The 17183-nt window shown below is 56.9% G+C and carries 13 protein-coding genes; 10 read left to right on the top strand and 3 right to left on the bottom strand.

Annotated features, from left to right (window positions below):
• The first annotated feature begins 13 nt into the window (after positions 1–13).
• Positions 14–862: a 3-hydroxybutyryl-CoA dehydrogenase gene (locus IB213_RS00970; protein ID WP_191722483.1), complete on the top strand. Its 849-nt coding sequence runs from the start codon at positions 14–16 to the stop codon at positions 860–862.
• A 182-nt stretch (positions 863–1044) separates the two neighbouring features.
• Positions 1045–1464 (top strand): organic hydroperoxide resistance protein, encoded by a 420-nt coding sequence (locus IB213_RS00965; RefSeq protein ID WP_191722482.1) that lies wholly within the window; start codon positions 1045–1047, stop codon positions 1462–1464.
• 7 nt (positions 1465–1471) lie between these two features.
• On the opposite strand, the gene IB213_RS00960 is transcribed toward IB213_RS00965, so the two are convergent.
• Complete coding sequence (locus IB213_RS00960) at positions 1472–2146, bottom strand: 2'-5' RNA ligase family protein (protein ID WP_192405100.1); 675 nt, start codon at positions 2144–2146, stop codon at positions 1472–1474.
• 217 nt (positions 2147–2363) lie between these two features.
• On the opposite strand from IB213_RS00960, the gene IB213_RS00955 reads away from it, so the two are divergent.
• The 5 genes from IB213_RS00955 (at position 2364) to IB213_RS00935 (ending at position 9836) form a co-directional block, all read left to right on the top strand.
• Positions 2364–3119 (top strand): metallophosphoesterase, encoded by a 756-nt coding sequence (locus IB213_RS00955; protein WP_191722480.1) that lies wholly within the window; start codon positions 2364–2366, stop codon positions 3117–3119.
• Entirely contained in the window at positions 3116–4579 is a 1464-nt protein-coding gene (locus IB213_RS00950; protein ID WP_192405099.1) for a bifunctional serine/threonine-protein kinase/universal stress protein, read from the top strand. Before IB213_RS00955 ends, IB213_RS00950 begins: the two co-directional genes overlap by 4 nt.
• Positions 4580–4748: 169 nt before the next feature.
• Positions 4749–5489 carry a response regulator transcription factor gene (locus IB213_RS00945; RefSeq protein ID WP_192405098.1) on the top strand — a complete coding sequence of 247 codons (741 nt, stop codon included), beginning with the start codon at positions 4749–4751 and terminating at the stop codon, positions 5487–5489.
• 589 nt (positions 5490–6078) lie between these two features.
• A complete protein-coding gene (locus IB213_RS00940) occupies positions 6079–8892 on the top strand; it encodes an ATP-binding protein (protein WP_192405097.1) in 2814 nt (937 codons plus the stop codon).
• On the top strand, positions 8889–9836 hold the full coding sequence (locus IB213_RS00935) for a diguanylate cyclase domain-containing protein (protein ID WP_191722476.1): 948 nt from the start codon (positions 8889–8891) through the stop codon (positions 9834–9836). The genes IB213_RS00940 and IB213_RS00935 overlap by 4 nt, the downstream gene beginning before the upstream one ends.
• Here IB213_RS00935 and IB213_RS00930 read toward each other — a convergent pair.
• Positions 9833–10261, bottom strand: a complete 429-nt coding sequence (locus IB213_RS00930) for a hypothetical protein (RefSeq protein ID WP_192405646.1) — start codon at positions 10259–10261, stop codon at positions 9833–9835. The two genes, IB213_RS00935 and IB213_RS00930, sit on opposite strands and share 4 nt — an antisense overlap.
• Positions 10262–10527: 266 nt before the next feature.
• Complete coding sequence (gene htpG, locus IB213_RS00925; RefSeq protein WP_192405096.1) at positions 10528–12474, bottom strand: molecular chaperone HtpG; 1947 nt, start codon at positions 12472–12474, stop codon at positions 10528–10530.
• 235 nt (positions 12475–12709) lie between these two features.
• On the opposite strand from htpG, the gene IB213_RS00920 reads away from it, so the two are divergent.
• From IB213_RS00920 to IB213_RS00910, 3 genes are all read left to right on the top strand, one after another.
• Entirely contained in the window at positions 12710–15007 is a 2298-nt protein-coding gene (locus IB213_RS00920; RefSeq protein WP_192405095.1) for a TonB-dependent siderophore receptor, read from the top strand.
• A gap of 144 nt (positions 15008–15151) precedes the next feature.
• Positions 15152–15832 (top strand): Fe2+-dependent dioxygenase, encoded by a 681-nt coding sequence (locus IB213_RS00915; protein ID WP_192405094.1) that lies wholly within the window; start codon positions 15152–15154, stop codon positions 15830–15832.
• A complete protein-coding gene (locus tag IB213_RS00910) occupies positions 15832–16983 on the top strand; it encodes an alpha-hydroxy acid oxidase (protein ID WP_192405093.1) in 1152 nt (383 codons plus the stop codon). The genes IB213_RS00915 and IB213_RS00910 overlap by 1 nt, the downstream gene beginning before the upstream one ends.
• Positions 16984–17183: the final 200 nt, after the last annotated feature.

Here is a 17183-nt window from a genome sequence, read left to right as displayed (position 1 = left end):
GGGAGATGAGATCGTGAGCATTCAAACCGTAGGCATCGTGGGTGCGGGCACCATGGGCAATGGCATTGCGCAGGCTTGTGCTGTGTCTGGCGTGGCTGTGGTGATGGTGGATATTTCCGAGGCTGCCGTACAAAAGGGCCTGGCCACCATTGCAGGCAGTCTGGACCGCTTGATCAAAAAAGAAAAAATGACTGTCAGCGACAAAGAAAAAGCCTTGTCGCTGATCAAAACCTCCACCAACTACGATGACCTCCAAGCAGCCCAGCTGGTGATTGAGGCGGCCACTGAAAACTACGACCTGAAGGTCAAAATTCTCAAGCAGCTGGACACGGTCTTGCCCGCTGAAGTATTGATCGCAACCAACACCTCCTCGATCTCCATCACCAAGCTGGGCGCGGTCACCCAGCGCGCTGACAAGTTCATCGGCATGCACTTTTTCAACCCTGTGCCCATGATGGCGCTGGTTGAAATTATTCGCGGCCTGCAAACCAGCGATGCCACACACGATACGGTCAAGGCACTGTCTGAAAAGCTGGGCAAGAGCCCTATTACCGTCAAGAACGCCCCCGGCTTTGTGGTCAACCGCATCCTGGTGCCCATGATCAATGAAGCCTTCTATGTGCTGTCTGAAGGCACCGCCACCGCGCAAGACATCGACGCTGGCATGAAACTGGGCTGCAACCAGCCCATTGGCCCTCTGGCGCTGGCTGACATGATTGGCCTGGACGTTTGCCTGGCCGTGATGGAGGTGTACCTGGAGGAGTTTGGCGACAGCAAATATCGCCCTTGCTACTTGCTGCGCGAAATGGTGGCCGCTGGCCGTCTGGGCCGAAAAACGGGACAAGGCGTGTACACGTACTAACCCCCCGCTGCAGCCCCTGATCACAGGGGCCATGCATATTTCCCCATGCGCCCAGCAATCCCTGATTGCTGGGCGCATTTTCTTTGGCATGCCGGCCTACGCGTCTTGGCGGCATATGCCCTTAGATTGGTCGCCTGCAACGCGGGGTACCCGTGTTTTCACACCCACTCAAGGAGATCGTCATGACTCAACCACTGGACAAAGTGCTTTACACCGCCCACGCGCACACCACAGGCGGGCGCGAAGGTGCCTCACGCACCAATGATGGCAAACTTGATATCCAACTGTCCCCGCCCGGTGGCAGTGGTGCAGGCACCAACCCCGAACAGCTATTTGCAGCCGGCTATTCCGCCTGCTTTATTGGGGCGCTCAAAGCAGTCGCTGCGCGTCAAAAAATCAATCTTCCCCAAGACCTGTCGGTGGATGCTGAAGTCGACCTGGGCCCCGTCGGCCAAGCCTTTGGCATTGCCGTGCGCATGCACATTCACTTGCCTGGCATGGACAAAGCCCAGGCCCAGCAACTGGTAGATGCCGCCCACCAAGTCTGCCCGTACTCCAACGCGACACGCGGCAACATACCCGTGACGCTGACCCTCGCCTGAACGCGCGTTACAGCACAATCAGCGCACCCGGCTCTGCGTGGTATGTCTGGGTGCGCAGGTCAAAACGCCCTTCAAAATGCAGTGCACCCGCAATGTCGCTGGTGCGATAGCGGGCCAGCCACAGTGCATCCACAGGCACCGGCAAGCCTAGCGCTTCAGCTATACAGGCTTGCAACGGCTGCAGCACCCTGTGCATGGGCATCTGACAGGCGTAATGCCCCAGTGTCAGATGCGGCACATAGCGCCAGCCTGGGAAGGGCTCAGAGGCCGCGACCGCATCGTGCGCCTGCTGCAAGCGGGCATTCGCGCTGACCGCCAGATAAGGCACGGTCGAAAAACTTCCCACGCCCTGCAGCATCAGCGAAAAAGGTGCCAGCTCTGCCGCCTGAAAAGCAGCAATGTCAGCACCCAACTGAGTGGTGCCAAATGTGGCTTGCGGGCATGCATGCAGGGGCTGCGCATCCACCATCAGCCCACGGTAGGCCACGGTGACGTGCGGCTGCCGTTCGTAGCGCGGCAGCAGCCAAGGCTGTATGGCGGCACGCAACTGGTCTAACAAAGCCTGCACTTGCATACCATCCACACGCACCACCCACACGGCACACCATGGGCAGCCGCCGTGCCACTCTGAAAAATCACGGTCTTCGCAGGCCTGTGTTTGCAACGGTTCAGAACCTCCCATCAGTGGCTCCCCGTGGTTGCACGCTTTGGGGCATGCCAAGGCATATGCACATTAAAGACAATAGCTGCCAACGCAAAGCCAACAACACTTTCCATATCAAAAATATCTCAAATACCCGTACTACAAGCGACAGCAGCTATCTTTTCAAATAATCATCGGGTAAGCACCAGTACATGCTGCAAGTCTGCCGCCAGCTTGAGCCGTGAATATAGCGGCTATGAAACTGGCTCTGTTTTCCGATATTCACGCCAACATCCAAGCACTACAGGCTTGCATGGAACACGCGCGCTCACAAGGCGCCACACAATTGGCATTTCTGGGCGACCTGGTGGGCTACGGGGGCAGTCCCGCAGCAGTGCTGGACACCATCATGCATGCCGTACAAGAAGGCGCATGGATTGTGCGGGGCAACCACGACGATCTGGCACTGCACCCGCCCAGTCACATTCAGCACACGGGCGAGCAAGGCGCGCAGTGGACACACGATCAGCTTGCGCCCGTACACACCCAATTTCTGGCACAGCTGCCTTTGCTGGATCAGCACGGCAGCGTGCTGCTGGTGCATGCCAGCGCCCATCGGCCTGAGCGCTGGCCCTATGTAGAAAACAGTGTCATGGCCGAACGCAGCATGACTGCGGCCAGCGATATCGACCCCAGCATCCGCTACGTATTTAGCGGCCATGTGCACCAGCAATCGCTGTACTACCTCACTCCCACCGCCAAGCTCATGCGCTTTGTGCCGCAACCGGGCGTTCCCATCCCCGTGCCGACACACCGACAGTGGCTGGCGATTGTGGGCTCATGCGGCCAGCCGCGCGATGGCGATTTGCGCGCCATGTATGCCCTGTATGACGACAGCGCGGCCACCATGACGTTTCACCGCATTGCCTATGACCACGCCGCCGCCATTGAAGCGGTGCAAAAAAGTGGCATGCCCAGCACTTTTGCAGAACGCCTGGAGCAGGGCCGATGAAAAAACTGACACCCGGCACCGAAATTGATGGTTTTTTAGTCGAAGAGTGCATTCATGCGGGAGGCATGGCCCACATCTACAGCGTGCGCTATGCACAGGCGCTGCGGCCCGCCACAGCCCCCGGCTTTCCCATGGTGATGAAAATCCCGCGGATGACCGCCGGAGACGGGGCAGAAAACATTGTCAGCTTTGAGATGGAGCTGCAAATTTTGCCCACCCTGCACGGGCCTCACGTCCCTCGCTTTGTGGCCGCAGGAGATTTGATACGGCTGCCCTATCTGGTCATGGAACACATGGCGGGCCACACGCTGCAGCACTGGCTCGATCAACCCTCTGCACAGCCCATCACCACCATTGCCCAACTGGGCTCTGCCATGGCTCAGGCGGCACACAGCTTGCACCAGCAAAACTGCTGCCACCTGGACCTCAAGCCCGGCAACGTACTCATTCAAGACAGCGGCAATGCCGTGCTGCTGGACTTTGGGCTCTCCAGCCACGCGCACTACCCTGATCTTCTGGCCGAAGAGCTGCGCAAGGCCGTCGGGTCTCCAGCATGGATTTCACCGGAACAAATCGTAGGTGTGCGCGGTGACTTGCGCAGCGATATTTTTGCCATCGGGGTCATGCTCTATGAGCTCACCACACGCGAACTGCCGTTTGGCAGCCCTGCCACTGACGGCGGCATGCGCCAGCGCATGTGGATGGCCCCCACGCCACCTCGTGCTTTGCGCGCCGATGTCCCAGATTGGTTGCAAGAAATTATCTTGCGCTGTCTGGAGCCAGAAGCAGCGCAGCGTTATGCCACCGCTGCAGAGCTGGCATTCGATCTGGCCAACCCCGAGCAAGTGCCCATCACCCAGCGCGGCATGCGCCTTCACGGCATCTCCTTCTTTGGAAAGATGCGCCGCTGGATCAAAGCGGCGGGCATGCAATACCATCCCAGCCCCCTGCCGTCACAACAAATCACCGAAGTGCCCATCCTCATGGTGGCCGTTCCGCACAAAGACGTCAGCGATGCCACTCTCTACAGCCTGCGCCAAGCTGTCGCCCGGTCCCTTTCCACCCGCCCCGGTGCACGCCTGGCCGTGGTGACCGTCATCTCGCCCTCCGCCAGCAGCGCCACTGACAGCAGCCGCAGTGAAACGCAGCTGCACCGCACGCACTTGGCGCGGCTTAAACAATGGGCACAAGGCCTGCAGGTGGGCGGACACGGTGTGAGCTACCACGTCCTGGAAGCATCTGACGTGGCACAGGCCATCGTTCGCTACGCGCAAGGCAATAACGTAGGCTTGCTGATTCTGGGCGCAGCCACCCATGGCTTGCAGATGCAGCGCTTGATTTCCACCGTCCCCATGCGCGTAGCACGCGATGCGCCTTGCACTGTCATCCTGGTCAAGCAGCAATTACCTTTCGAAGCACTCAGTCAGTTGCAAACTTCGCACACTGAAATCACAACATAGAAGTTTGTGCACACTCCTTTTAAACTCTAGCAATTGCAATGAAATTTCGCATTCGTCTACTCAAATCTGCGAAAAGCATGTAACCACCAATGGATACATCCTCTGACGTTTTGCATTCATTTGCATTAACGGGCACCATGATGTGAAATTCTTTGTTACAACCAACGCCATGCGCATTGCTGTTCTCGACGACGACCCAATCTTTCTTCGGCTGGTAGAAGCCACCATTCACCAAATGGGGCACGCAACCATTTTGTTCGAGACAGGAGAAGATTTGCTGCGCGCCATGCGGCGCGAAAGCTTTGATCTGTTGATCGTCGACTGGCTCCTGCCTGGGCTGAGCGGCATTGAAGTTGTGCGCGCCCTGCGTGAAGCTGGAGGCTGCAAACAGCCGATTCTGTTTGCCAGCCAGCGCCACGAAGAACAAGACATCGTGGCGGCCTTTCATGCCGGTGCGGATGACTTTATGGTCAAGCCTTTGCGTGTTCAGGAGCTCATGGCTCGCATCACCGCCTTGATGCGCCGCGCCTATCCAGACGCCACCACCATGCGCCTGGAATTTGAGCCCTACCGTCTCGACCCGGTGGCACGCACGGTGTACCTGCATAACCAGCCCATTGAGCTCAAACACCGCGAGTATGAGCTGGCGGAATTTTTGTTCCAGAACTGCGGCCGCTTGCTCTCACGCAATCACTTGACGGAAGCCGTTTGGGGGAACATCACCCCCACACCTTCACGCACACTGGATACCCACGCCTCGCGCCTGCGAACCAAGCTGCAGCTCAATCAGTTCCACGGTGCTGGGCAGATTTACCAGCTCAGCGCCATTTATGGCTTGGGCTATCGAATGGAAATACTACCCGCGCCAGAACACGCGGCAGCCAGCGGCAGGCAGCTGCAAACTTCATGACACCGGCATCGCACGGTTAGATCACACTGTGCCAAACCAGATCCTCTAGCCAGGAGATCGCCTTCACTCATGCGCGGCACGTACGCTGGAGACAAAAACCTGCACCGTCTACTTGATTTACCCATCAGGTAGATTGCGTGCACAATTTTTCAAGCATTCGCCATGCCTGAAGCTGTTTGGCTCAACATCCCGTCGCCAAGTAACGCTCTGAAGCTGCGCCTCTGCGACTGGCCTTGCAGCCCAAGCTAGCAAGGCAGCGCATGACCTCAGACAACCTGTCTCACGGTGCACTGATTTATTTTTTGGCTGACACGTCCCACAATACAAAAAGCCATCTATCGCACGATGATGGATTTACTATCCTACGTTGATGCTGCAGTGGCTCGGGCTAAGCTGCCTTGGCAGTCAATGCCCGCCCCTCCTGTGTGCATGAACGACAAGCGATACATTGTTATCTCGCTGGATATACAAACTCCGCTCTAAACATGGGTCTGCAGAATATTTTTTGGCGCTCAGTGGCCCCGCTCTGCCAAGCACACATGCGCGTCGAATCCGTGACTGTCGTGCTTTGCGCCACCCAGTCCCAGTCATGAAACGGCCACTCCTTAGTCTGACCACCAAAATTGTGCTTCTGGTCGCCTGCATGGGCATCGCCTCTGCACTCATCACGGCTTATGCCACATGGCATATGCAGCACATTGAGACCCAATACCACGAGCTTTTGGGGCAGCAGGCTATGACCTCGGGCAAAGTGAGCACCGTGCGGCAGCATTTGAGTGATGCATCAGCCCTGGTGCATGCAGCACTGACGTCCAACGATGAAGACCAGTTGCTACTGGCCAAAGAGCGCCTTACGGAAATACAGACACAGTTTGAAGCTGATTTAGCGGCTATTTACCCGCTTTTGCCTCAGCACGAGCTGGTACTGGATGGCATCTTCACGCAGGCACGCCACGTGTTTACAGCGGGACATCACGTCATTACCTGCGCGTTGCGCTGGCAAAGTGACAGTGCCTTGCTCGTGCTTTCTCAAAGCTTCACACCCGCCTTGGATCGCCTGCAGACAGAAGTAGACACCCTGCGCCTTGACGCACAAAAAGTCTTTGCGCTGGCCTCCAAGGAGTTAACCCGCAACACCCAGGACACCATCTCCAAAACGACTTGGGCCGGCTGGCTCAGTGTGCTCTTGATTTCAGCATGGGCGGCATGGATTGCGCTGCGCTACATTTCACGCCCGATTGGCCGCCTGACGCGCAGCATGCAACGCATGAGCTTGCACAACTACGATACGTTGATTGCAGACCAACATCGCAATGACGAAATTGGCAGCATGGCGCGTACCTTGAAAAGCTTTGGTACATCACTGCAAGAAGCCGAAAGACTTGAGAAAGAGCTCACGCAGCATCAGAAAAACCACTTGCTCATTGAGCAGCTCCAGCAGCTCACCAGTGCACTGCCAGGCGCGGTTTTTCAAATGCAATTGAGGCCCGGAGCTGCGCTCAAGCTGCACTTTGCCAGCCCTCAATGGGCGCAGCTCATGGGTATGCCCGTTCATTCAGACACCAGCATAAGCTGTGCAGCGAGTGTCATCCGTCACCACGATGAACATGCCACGGCTATTGCAGAAAAACACTTCGCACAAAGTGCAGAGACCCTGGAGCCTGTAGATTTTGATGTCTCCATCCAAATGCTCGATGGCGTGACACGCTGGATCAAGACCCGTGCTAATCCACACAAAAATGCCGATGGCAGCATCACCTTTAACGGTGTGTGGCTGGATGTCACCAAAGAAATGCTGCAGTCGCGCGCACTGGAAAAAGCCAAGAGAGAGGCGGAACAAAGTGCCAATGAAAAATCCGTACTCCAAGCCAGTATCAGCCACGAAATACGCACTCCACTCAACGCCATTCTGGGATTAACGCAGCTGTTATTAAAAGCGGATCTACCGCAAACCCAGCGCGATCAATTGCACAACGTACTGCGCGCTGGCCAGCACCTGCGTGGCATCGTGAACGAAGTGCTGGATTTTTCAAAAATTGATGCCGGCCAACTACAGCTGGAAAGCACGGATTTCAGCCTGGAAAATGTGGTGCTGGATGTCCTCAGCATGTGCCATGAAGAGGCCAGCAAAAAGGGCCTGTCGCTCAATTACAAAATGGCACGCGAGGTCCCCGACAGTTTGCGCGGTGACCCGCACCGGATCGCCCAGATTCTGCTCAATTATGTGAACAACGCCATCAAGTTCACGACCTCCGGACACATCCATATTTCGCTGCGCCTCGACCCCAGCAGCACCTTGCATCGCATTGTGTTGCATGCAAGCGTTAAAGATACGGGCCCCGGCATTCCAGCAGACCGCATGCCCTTGCTGTTTGAGGCATTCCAGCAAGCCGACAACTCCATCACTCGACGTTTCGGCGGCACCGGCCTGGGCCTTACCATCTCCCGTGCGCTGGCTCAGCTGATGGGCGGCACTGCCGGCGTGCACAGCAGCATTGGCCAAGGCAGCACCTTCTGGTTCACCGCCGTACTGGAGCCAGCACGCATGCTGGTGCAACGCGAATCGCTGCTCATGCCCCACCATCACAGCATCGCATCGGCGTGGCAAGGTTTGCGTATCTTGGTGGCCGATGACAATCCTCTGAACCGCGCTGTTGCTGAAGGCATGCTTCACGCTTTGGGATTGCAAACAGAATGCGCAGAAGATGGGGCCCAAGCCCTCCAGAGACTGCAGTCTGTGGGTCCCGACTATTACAGCTGCGTTTTAATGGACATTCAAATGCCGCAAATGGACGGTATCAGCGCCACGCGGGCATTGCGCAAACTGCCCGGTTTTGGCGTTTTACCAGTCATTGCAATGACTGCACATACGGGCGTCCAGGACAAAGAGCGGGCGCAAGCAGCGGGCATGAATGCCCACTTGAGCAAGCCGCTGCTGGAGTCCGCCTTGCACCAAGTGCTGCAGCAATGGCTGGGCGCTTGCACCCATCAGCCCTTGCCCCACACACCAGCGGCCCCAGATGCTGAGCACCAGCAACCTGATTTTGATGCCACGGCCATCGATGCACTGGCACAGCTTTTTGATGACAGCAAACGCCAGCAACTGGTCTCGCAGTTCACCCATGACAGTTTGCAACGCGCAAAGCTGCTGGCGCAGCTTGCCGACCAACATGACTGGCAGGCCGTGCGTGGCGAAGCGCATAAGCTGACAGGCACAGCAGCCACCTTCGGGCTGATGCGTTTGGGCGACCTGTCCTGTCAGCTATCCGCTGCATTAAAGGCCGCTGACTTTGAGCTTGCCACCGAGCTTGCACGCAGCATTGCACACGCTGCAGTGACCGGAGTCGCTCAGCTTGAAGCATATTGCCCTGTCATCACACCCCAAGACGAAGCCCTGCCATGACCTACGCGAGTTTGCTTCCCATCCATCCCCACTTGCTCTCCGCACCTCATCCCCAAAAGGTACTGGTGATCGATGATGTGGAAATGAATGCGACGCTGATTGCCAGCGTGGTAGGCACTTTGTGTGATGTACAAATTGCCACGTCCAGCCAGCAAGGTCTGGACATGGCCATACAACACAATCCTGATCTGATCTTGCTGGACATCCTCATGCCCGGCATGGACGGTTTTGAGGTGTTTCGCAGACTCAGAAATGACTCCAGAACGGCGCACATTCCTGTCATCTTCCTCACCGCTGTATCAGATGCCAGCGCTGAAGAAGTGGGCCTCAACATGGGGGCCGCAGACTTCATTGCCAAGCCTTTTCGCACACCGGCGCTGCTTGCACGCGTTCGCAATCATCTGGAGTTAGCACACCAGCGGTATTTGCTCGAACGCCTGTCTCACTGCGATGGCCTGACCGGCATTGCCAACCGCCGTTACTTCAACACCATGCTGTCCCGGGAGTTCAGCCGCATGCAGCGGCAGCAGCAACCTTTGGCTTTGCTGATGCTGGACGTCGATGACTTCAAGGCTTTTAACGACCACTACGGGCACCTGCATGGCGACGAATGCCTGCAGAACGTGACACAGACGATCGCGCAATGCCTGCAGCGCCCGGGCGACATGGTGGCTCGCTATGGCGGTGAAGAGTTTGTCTGCTTGCTGCCAGAAACGCCCCTGGAAGGCGCTCTCAAGCTGGCCCACGACATTCAGGCGGCTATTGCAGCGCTCAAAATGCCGCATGTTCAAGCGCAAGCTGCCGAGTTCGTCACTGTGAGCATGGGGGTAGCAGCAGCATTACCCAGCTCACTGACCGACGGCCAGCAACTGCTTGCGTCTGCCGATGCACGCCTGTACCGGGCCAAGCGCAGTGGGCGCAACCGCATTGTCTATAGCGACTAGCAAGTACCACGCACACGGCATTCGGGCACAACGTTGCCATGGGCATCACGCCACTGCACAGCACCAGAGGCTGGCACCGGTGATGGAGAAACGGGTGCTACAGAGGCTTTGTCAGACGGCTGTTGAGGCCGGTTCTGGGGATCATGCAGTACGGTAGAAGTACCAACTCCTGCCCCCACTCTGGCTCCACCTACGGGTACCGAGGCACCGACGCCCGCGTTGCCCGTCACTTGCCCACGCTGGTTGACGCCAACGCCAACCCCTACAGGCCCCACCCCTGTACCGACGCCAGCAGAGACTCCACCAGAGCCTAGCCCGACACCCACACTAAAAGGTCCAACTGGCACGCCGATGCCCACACCTGCGGAGGTTGAGCAACCCGCCAGCACAGAGACGAACATCAAGGGCAGAAATAGCTGTTTCATCACTCTATTGTCTGCAGCTGAGGGCAACCCCACAAATGGCTAAGCTTAGAGCCACTCCCGCCACCATTGATACGTGATTGCCAGGGCTTGCCTTGACATGCCTGGACGTAGTGCACAGGCAGCAGCAGACTTCGCACACACGGCCACTGCCGAGCAGCTATCACTGCATGGCGCACTACGCTTTGTATGTAACGGCTAAAGACTAAAAACATAAAAAGGCCCGATGACAAAAGTCATCGGGCCTTTTATTTCATCGCCTATCCGCGTTACACCAGCAATGCATTGACACGCTTGACATAGGCCGCTGCATCTTCAGGCAGGCCACCTTCAGCCAGCAATGCCTGGTCAAACAAAATATGCGCCAAGTCGTGGAAATGCACGCTGCCATCCAGCTTTTTTACCAGCGCATGCGAAGGGTTCACCTCCAGCACCGGCTTGGACTCTGGCGCAGGCTGGCCTGCTTGCTTGAGCATGCGTGCCAGCTGAGCGCTCATGCCATCTTCAGTGACGACCAGACAGGCGGGGGAGTCCACCAAGCGCGTTGTCACGCGGACGTCCTGGGCCTTGTCCTTGAGTGCTTCCTTGAGCTTGGCCAGCACGGGTTTAAAAGCCTCAGCGGCTTCTTCTGCGGCCTTTTTCTCCTCTTCATCCTGCAGTTTTCCCAAATCAACGGCACCCTTGGCCACAGATTGCAGCGGGGTGTCATCAAAGTGTGTCAGATAGTTCAAGGCCCACTCGTCCACACGGTCGGTCATCAAGAGCACTTCAATGCCCTTTTTCTTGAACACTTCCAGCTGCGGGCTGTTCTTGGCTGCCGCCAAAGTCTCTGCCGTGATGTAGTAGATGGCCTCCTGGCCCTCTTTCATGCGCGCCTTGTATTCCGCCAGTGACACGTTCACGGCATCGGAGGTAGTCGATGCAAAACGCAGCAACTTGGCAATGCGCTCCTTGTTGGCCACGTCTTCACCCAGACCTTCTTTGAGCACGGCGCCAAACTCGGCGTAAAACTGGCTGAACTTGCCTTCCTTTGCCTTGTCCTCATCACTGACCACATCAGTGACGTCTGCTGCATCGGCCCCGGCATCGTGCTTGTCGTGCCGGGCCAGATCTTCCAGCATGCCCAGCACGCGCTTGACCGAGCCATCACGGATCAGCTTCACATCGCGGCTTTCCTGCAGCAGCTCACGGCTCACGTTCAAGGGCAGGTCTGCCGAGTCGATCACGCCCTTCACAAAGCGCAAGTAACCGGGCAATAGCGCTTCCGCATCGTCCATGATGAAGACACGCTTTACATACAGCTTGACGCCCGCCTTCTTGTCACGGCTGTAGAGATCAAACGGAGCCTTGGCCGGAATAAACAGCAACTGCGTGTACTCGGTATTGCCTTCAACGCGGTTATGGCTCCAGCTCAGCGGGTCTTCAAAATCATGGCTGATGGCCTTGTAGAACTCTTTGTACTGCTCTTCAGTGATATCTTTTTTGGGGCGTGTCCACAGTGCACTGGCTTTGTTGATGGTCTCCCATTCGCCTGTTTTCACCATTGCACCGGGCTGGTCGTTTTCGCCCTCTTTCCACTCTTGCTTTTCCATCAAGATGGGCAGACTGATGTGGTCCGAGTACTTGCTGATGACTTGCTTGAGTTTCCAGGCATTCAGAAACTCTTGAGCCTCTTCGCGCAAGTGCAGCGTAATGCTGGTTCCGCGCTCAGCGCGCTCAATCTGCTCGACCTCAAACTCGCCCGTGCCACCGCTCACCCAGCGCACACCTTCCGATGCAGGCGCGCCTGCACGGCGCGTTTCCACGGTGATTTTGTCTGCAACGATGTAGCCAGAGTAAAAGCCCACACCAAACTGGCCAATCAACTGGGCATCGCTCTTTTGGTCACCAGACAGTTTGTCCATGAAAGCCTTGGTACCGCTCTTGGCAATGGTGCCCAAGTTGTCGATCGCCTCTTGCTGGCTCATGCCAATGCCGGTATCGGCGATGGTGATCGTCTTGGCATCCGCGTCAAACGAGACGCGCACCTCCAGATTGGGCTGATCGCCGTACAGGCTGCTGTCGTTCAGCGCTTCAAAACGCAGCTTGTCGCAGGCATCTGAAGCGTTAGAGACCAACTCGCGCAAGAAAATTTCAGGGTTCGAGTACAGCGAATGGGTCACCAAATGCAGCAGTTGCGCAACTTCAGCTTGAAAGGAATGGGTTTGCTTGCTCATGTATTTGTCTTGTGCAGTCGTAAGTTGAAACCAATGGTGCAAAGCCAGTTTCCCGGCGCCTTGGCCCATATCTGGTCAACAGTGCCGATTTCAAGATGTATCCCCCACGCTCGCGCTGTTGCCCAAAGGCAACGCCCAGTCATGCCAATACAAAAGCAAAAAAGAATTGTTCTCAGTCAAGATTAAAATTCGCCACCCTGTGTCTTCGCACAGGTTTTATCACTGCTAATTTCCTATGCCTCACGCCACAAAAACATCTAACAAGGCGGGACTGCACTGCGAACTCACCCAATTGGCCTTGGCCACTGGTCTGTGCTTCGTGGGTGCGTCCGCTTTCGCCCAAGCTACCGCTACGCTGCCGACGGTGACCGTACAGGAAAGTGCGACCTCGCCATTGAAGACAGATATCGCGCCTTCGGCCAAGTTCACTGCACCGTTGATTGATACCCCCAAGACAGTCACGGTAATCAATGAAGAGGTCATGAAGCAAACTGGTGCGACCAGCCTGGCCGATGCTCTGCGTGCAAGTCCTGGCATCACTTTTGGTTCTGGCGAGGGGGGCAATCCATCGGGTGATCGTCCTTTCATGCGTGGCAGCGACGCACAAGGGAGCATTTTTGTCGATGGCATGCGAGATATTGCAGCCGGTTCGCGCGAGGTTTACAACCTGGAATCGGTGGAAGTCGTCAAAGGCTCTGACTCTGCCTATGCAGGTCGTGGTGGAGCAGGCGGCTCTATCAACCTCTTCACCAAAAAAGCAAAAAATGACAACTTTGTCTCTGGCGATGTAGGCCTTGGCACTGACAAATACAAGCGCACGACACTCGATCTGAACCGCAAGCTCAGCGACACCATTGGTTTCCGCCTGAATGCAATGGCTCACGATGCCGATGTTCCCGGCCGCAATGGACCTGAGAACCAGCGCTGGGGTATTGCACCTACCGTGACATTCGGCATGAATACGCCGACGCAGATCACCCTTTCTTATGAACACATGCAGTCTGACGATATGCCAGACAGCGGAGTGCCTTTTGCAATTGGAAAACCGGCAGGTTTAACCCAGAACACAACCATTCGCCCCACATTTGGTGGCAATCGTGAAAACTGGTACGGATTGAAAGCACGTGATTTCCGCAAAGAGAAAAGTGATGTTTTCACTGTCGCTGCGGAGCATAAGTTCACAGACACGAACAAGATTCGTAACGCTACGCGCTTTAGCAAATCCAAGCAGGACTATGTCTGGACGCAGCCTGATGACAGCCAGGGCAATGTGGAGAAAGGCCAAGTGTGGCGCCGCTTTAACTCTCGCTACAGTGAAACTGAAACGCTGCAAAACATCACGGAACTTACCGGTCAAGCGAACACAGGGAGCGTCAAACACCAATTTGCAATTGGCCTAGAGTTGTCTCGTGAAAAGTCTGATGTTGACAGCTACAAAATGGTAGATGCCAACGGCACCGACATTGCTAACAGCAACCAGTGCAAAGCGGGTGGATCCCCGTACATGTGTACGACACTCCCCAGCCCCAACGGCAATGACCCTTGGACTGGACGCATGGTGCGCAACAATGCTTTCACGCACTACAAGACAGAAACCGTCTCACTGTATGCCTTTGACACACTCACGTTGAGCCCTCAGTGGCTGATCAACGGCGGCATTCGAATGGATGACTACCGCACCAAACAATGGGATAGCACAGCTAGCTTCAGCCGCAACGACACACTATTCAACTACCAGTTAGGCGTCGTCTATAAGCTTCAACCCAATGCCAGCATCTACGCCAGTATCGGCACCTCATCCACCCCAGGCGGAGGAGCAAACGGACAAGGCCTCGAAAACCAAGGTATTACGCCTGGTGGCCGCGCGCCCACACTCAACGCAAGCGACCTGTCTCCTGAAAAGACACGCTCCCTTGAGTTGGGTACTAAATGGGATGTGCTTGACCAGCAACTGTCTCTTACAGCAGCGCTGTTTCGCAACGAAACCACCAATGCACGTGTGCGCGACCCCAATACTTCATTAGCTGCGATGGCAGGTGAAAAAGTGGTCAATGGCCTAGAGTTAGGATTTTCGGGGCGCATCACCAAACAATGGGACGTATTTGGCGGCTATACCTACATGGATAGCGAGCAGAAAAAGATTGGAAATGTTGCACTGAGCGACAAGTTCAACCCCGGAAGGCCGAGCGCAGGCACAGGCCTGGCTTTCCCCAACACCCCCAAGCACAGCGTCAGCTTGTGGAGCAGCTACAAGTTCACACCTAAACTGAATATTGGTTTTGGTGCAACCGGCCAAAGTGATGTCGTTGCGGCTTATTCATATACTGAAAATGGCTCATTGATCAAGAAAGGGACTGCTGGCTACGTACGCTATGACGCCATGCTGAGCTATATCTTCAACCCGAATGTCAGCCTACAAGTGAATGTGTACAACCTGACCGACAAGGTCTACTACGCCTCCACCTACTCAGCCCACTACGCCACGCTGGGCTCCGGCCGCTCGGCAGTTGCAACCCTCAAGTTCACGTACTGAGGACTCCCGGCAACACCTGAGTTTGACTTAGACATAACGCCCCCCTGAAAGCCCCGCCAGCCCGTGCTGTTGCGGGGCTTTTACATAGATACTGCCAGCAGCGCTAACGCGCTGCTGGTTGATATTTGAAAGGTTGCTTTCACCATGATGCTGCGTATCCCCTCCCTGCTGACTGCCGAAGAAGTACGCGAATGCCGCCAAGCCCTGCAAGAGGTTGACTGGCAAGACGGACGCCTGACCGCAGGCCATCTGGCCGTCAAAGTCAAAAGCAATTGGCAGTTACCGATTGACAGCCCTTTGGGCGCCAAGATGGGCAATCTGATTCTCGACAAATTGGGGCGCAACCCCCTGTATCTTTCTGCAGCCCTGCCCCTGCGTGTACTCCCCCCGCGCTTTAACCGCTATGAAGGCGGCGGCACCTATGGCAACCACATTGATAACGCGCTGTTTGTCATTCCGGGCACTGCCATCAAAGTGCGCACAGATGTCTCGACCACCGTGTTCTTCAGCGACCCCGATGAATACGAAGGTGGCGAGCTGATCGTGGAGGACACCTACGGCCACCAAAGCGTAAAGCTGGCTGCGGGCGATGCGATTGTCTACCCCGGCACCAGCTTGCACCGCGTGAACCCTGTGACACAAGGCACGCGTTACGCGTCGTTTTTCTGGACGCAAAGTCTGGTCAAGTCCGATGAACAACGCCGCATGCTGTTTGATCTGGACCAGTCCATTCAGCAGCTGAGCATGGACCACCCTGACCACCCCAGGCTCTCGGCCCTGTCGGGCACTTATCACAACCTGCTGCGCATGTGGTCGGAGGCCTGATGAACGCCGGGATGCTCAACGCTCTGGGCGAGCCACTGCGCCCTGCACACAGCCAGATTCCAGCAGACATTGCCTGTGCCGCTGATTACGAACGCCATGCTGCCCACCACATCGAAGCGCAGGCGTGGCGGCACATTCAGGGTGGGGCCGACCAGAACCTGACGCTGGCGCACAACCGTACGGCGTTCGATAACCTGCGACTGCTGCCCCGCCCTTTGGCGGACATGCAAGGTGCCCACACGCGCACCGAACTGCTGGGCCACACGCTCTCCAGCCCCATCTTGCTTGCACCCGTGGCCTACCAGCGCCTGGTACACCCGGAGGGTGAAATCGCCACCATACGCGCTGCCGTGGCCCTGCAAACTGGCATGGTGGTGAGCACTCTTTCGAGCTGCACCCTGGAAGAAATTGCCCAAACAGGTCAAGCCGCTGAGGCAGAAATGGGCCAAGCCGCGCCGCGATGGTTTCAGCTGTATTTGCAACCCGACCGCGCCCACAGCCTGCAGTTGCTGCGCCGTGCCGAAGCGGCTGGCTACACCGCTATTGTCTGGACGGTGGATGCCAGCATCAAACGATCTGGTTTTCCGCTGCCCTATGGGGTGGAAGCGGCCAACCTGCACGGCATGCCTGCCACACAGCACACCAGCCCCCTGCAGGGGCCGATTCTGTTTGGCACCCCCTTGATGGCACAAGTGCCCTCCTGGGATGACCTGCGCTGGCTGCGCGCCCACACGGCACTGCCCTTGATCGTCAAAGGTGTACTGTCACCTGCACAGGCGCAGCAGGCCGTGTCACTGGGGGCTGACGCCCTCATCGTCTCCAACCACGGCGGGCGTGTACTGGATGGCGTAGTCAGCCCGCTCGACGTACTGCCTGCCATTGCCTGCAGCGTTGGCCCACACGTGCCTTTGCTGCTGGACAGCGGGGTGCGCTACGGCACTGACGTGGTCAAAGCGCTGGCCATGGGGGCCAGCGCCGTGCTGATTGGTCGCCCCCAAGTACATGCCCTGGCCACTGCAGGTCTGCTGGGTGTTGCCCACATGCTGCATTTGCTGCGCGCAGAGCTGGAGCTGACCATGACCCATCTGGGCTGCACCACCGTGGACCGCATCACTCGGGAAGTGCTCTGGAGCGTTGCGCCCGCATCCTGAGAACGGCTAACGCTACCAAGCCCCCGGGCCATGCAAGATGGGTGATGAAGGCAAGGCAAGGCAACAACGTACCCAATGCCTATGCCCGCGCCGCTTAAACCGCCCCGTGCTTTGAGGTGCCTGGGGCTGCCACATGCTGCAACCTCTGTCGCTTGCGCACGGCACGCCGGTTGATATTTCTTTGCAGTTACACATGAACC

It is taken from the genome of Comamonas sp. CMM02 (assembly GCF_014851485.1).
Lineage (GTDB): Bacteria > Pseudomonadota > Gammaproteobacteria > Burkholderiales > Burkholderiaceae_C > Comamonas > Comamonas avium.
The sequence above is the reverse complement of the archived record's forward strand: the minus strand, read 5'-3'. Positions and strand labels throughout refer to the sequence as shown.

What these genes read in the sequence shown, in the direction of transcription:
- IB213_RS00955 (WP_191722480.1), top strand. Translation starts at nt 2,364, where the DNA reads ATGAAACTGGCTCTGTTTTCCGATATTCACGCCAACATCCAAGCACTA.
- IB213_RS00910 (WP_192405093.1), top strand. Translation starts at nt 15,832, where the DNA reads ATGAACGCCGGGATGCTCAACGCTCTGGGCGAGCCACTGCGCCCTGCA.
- IB213_RS00935 (WP_191722476.1), top strand. Translation starts at nt 8,889, where the DNA reads ATGACCTACGCGAGTTTGCTTCCCATCCATCCCCACTTGCTCTCCGCA.
- IB213_RS00950 (WP_192405099.1), top strand. Translation starts at nt 3,116, where the DNA reads ATGAAAAAACTGACACCCGGCACCGAAATTGATGGTTTTTTAGTCGAA.
- IB213_RS00920 (WP_192405095.1), top strand. Translation starts at nt 12,710, where the DNA reads ATGCCTCACGCCACAAAAACATCTAACAAGGCGGGACTGCACTGCGAA.
- IB213_RS00945 (WP_192405098.1), top strand. Translation starts at nt 4,749, where the DNA reads ATGCGCATTGCTGTTCTCGACGACGACCCAATCTTTCTTCGGCTGGTA.
- IB213_RS00940 (WP_192405097.1), top strand. Translation starts at nt 6,079, where the DNA reads ATGAAACGGCCACTCCTTAGTCTGACCACCAAAATTGTGCTTCTGGTC.
- IB213_RS00960 (WP_192405100.1), bottom strand. Translation starts at nt 2,146, where the DNA reads ATGGGAGGTTCTGAACCGTTGCAAACACAGGCCTGCGAAGACCGTGAT.
- IB213_RS00965 (WP_191722482.1), top strand. Translation starts at nt 1,045, where the DNA reads ATGACTCAACCACTGGACAAAGTGCTTTACACCGCCCACGCGCACACC.
- IB213_RS00930 (WP_192405646.1), bottom strand. Translation starts at nt 10,261, where the DNA reads ATGAAACAGCTATTTCTGCCCTTGATGTTCGTCTCTGTGCTGGCGGGT.
- IB213_RS00915 (WP_192405094.1), top strand. Translation starts at nt 15,152, where the DNA reads ATGATGCTGCGTATCCCCTCCCTGCTGACTGCCGAAGAAGTACGCGAA.
- htpG (WP_192405096.1), bottom strand. Translation starts at nt 12,474, where the DNA reads ATGAGCAAGCAAACCCATTCCTTTCAAGCTGAAGTTGCGCAACTGCTG.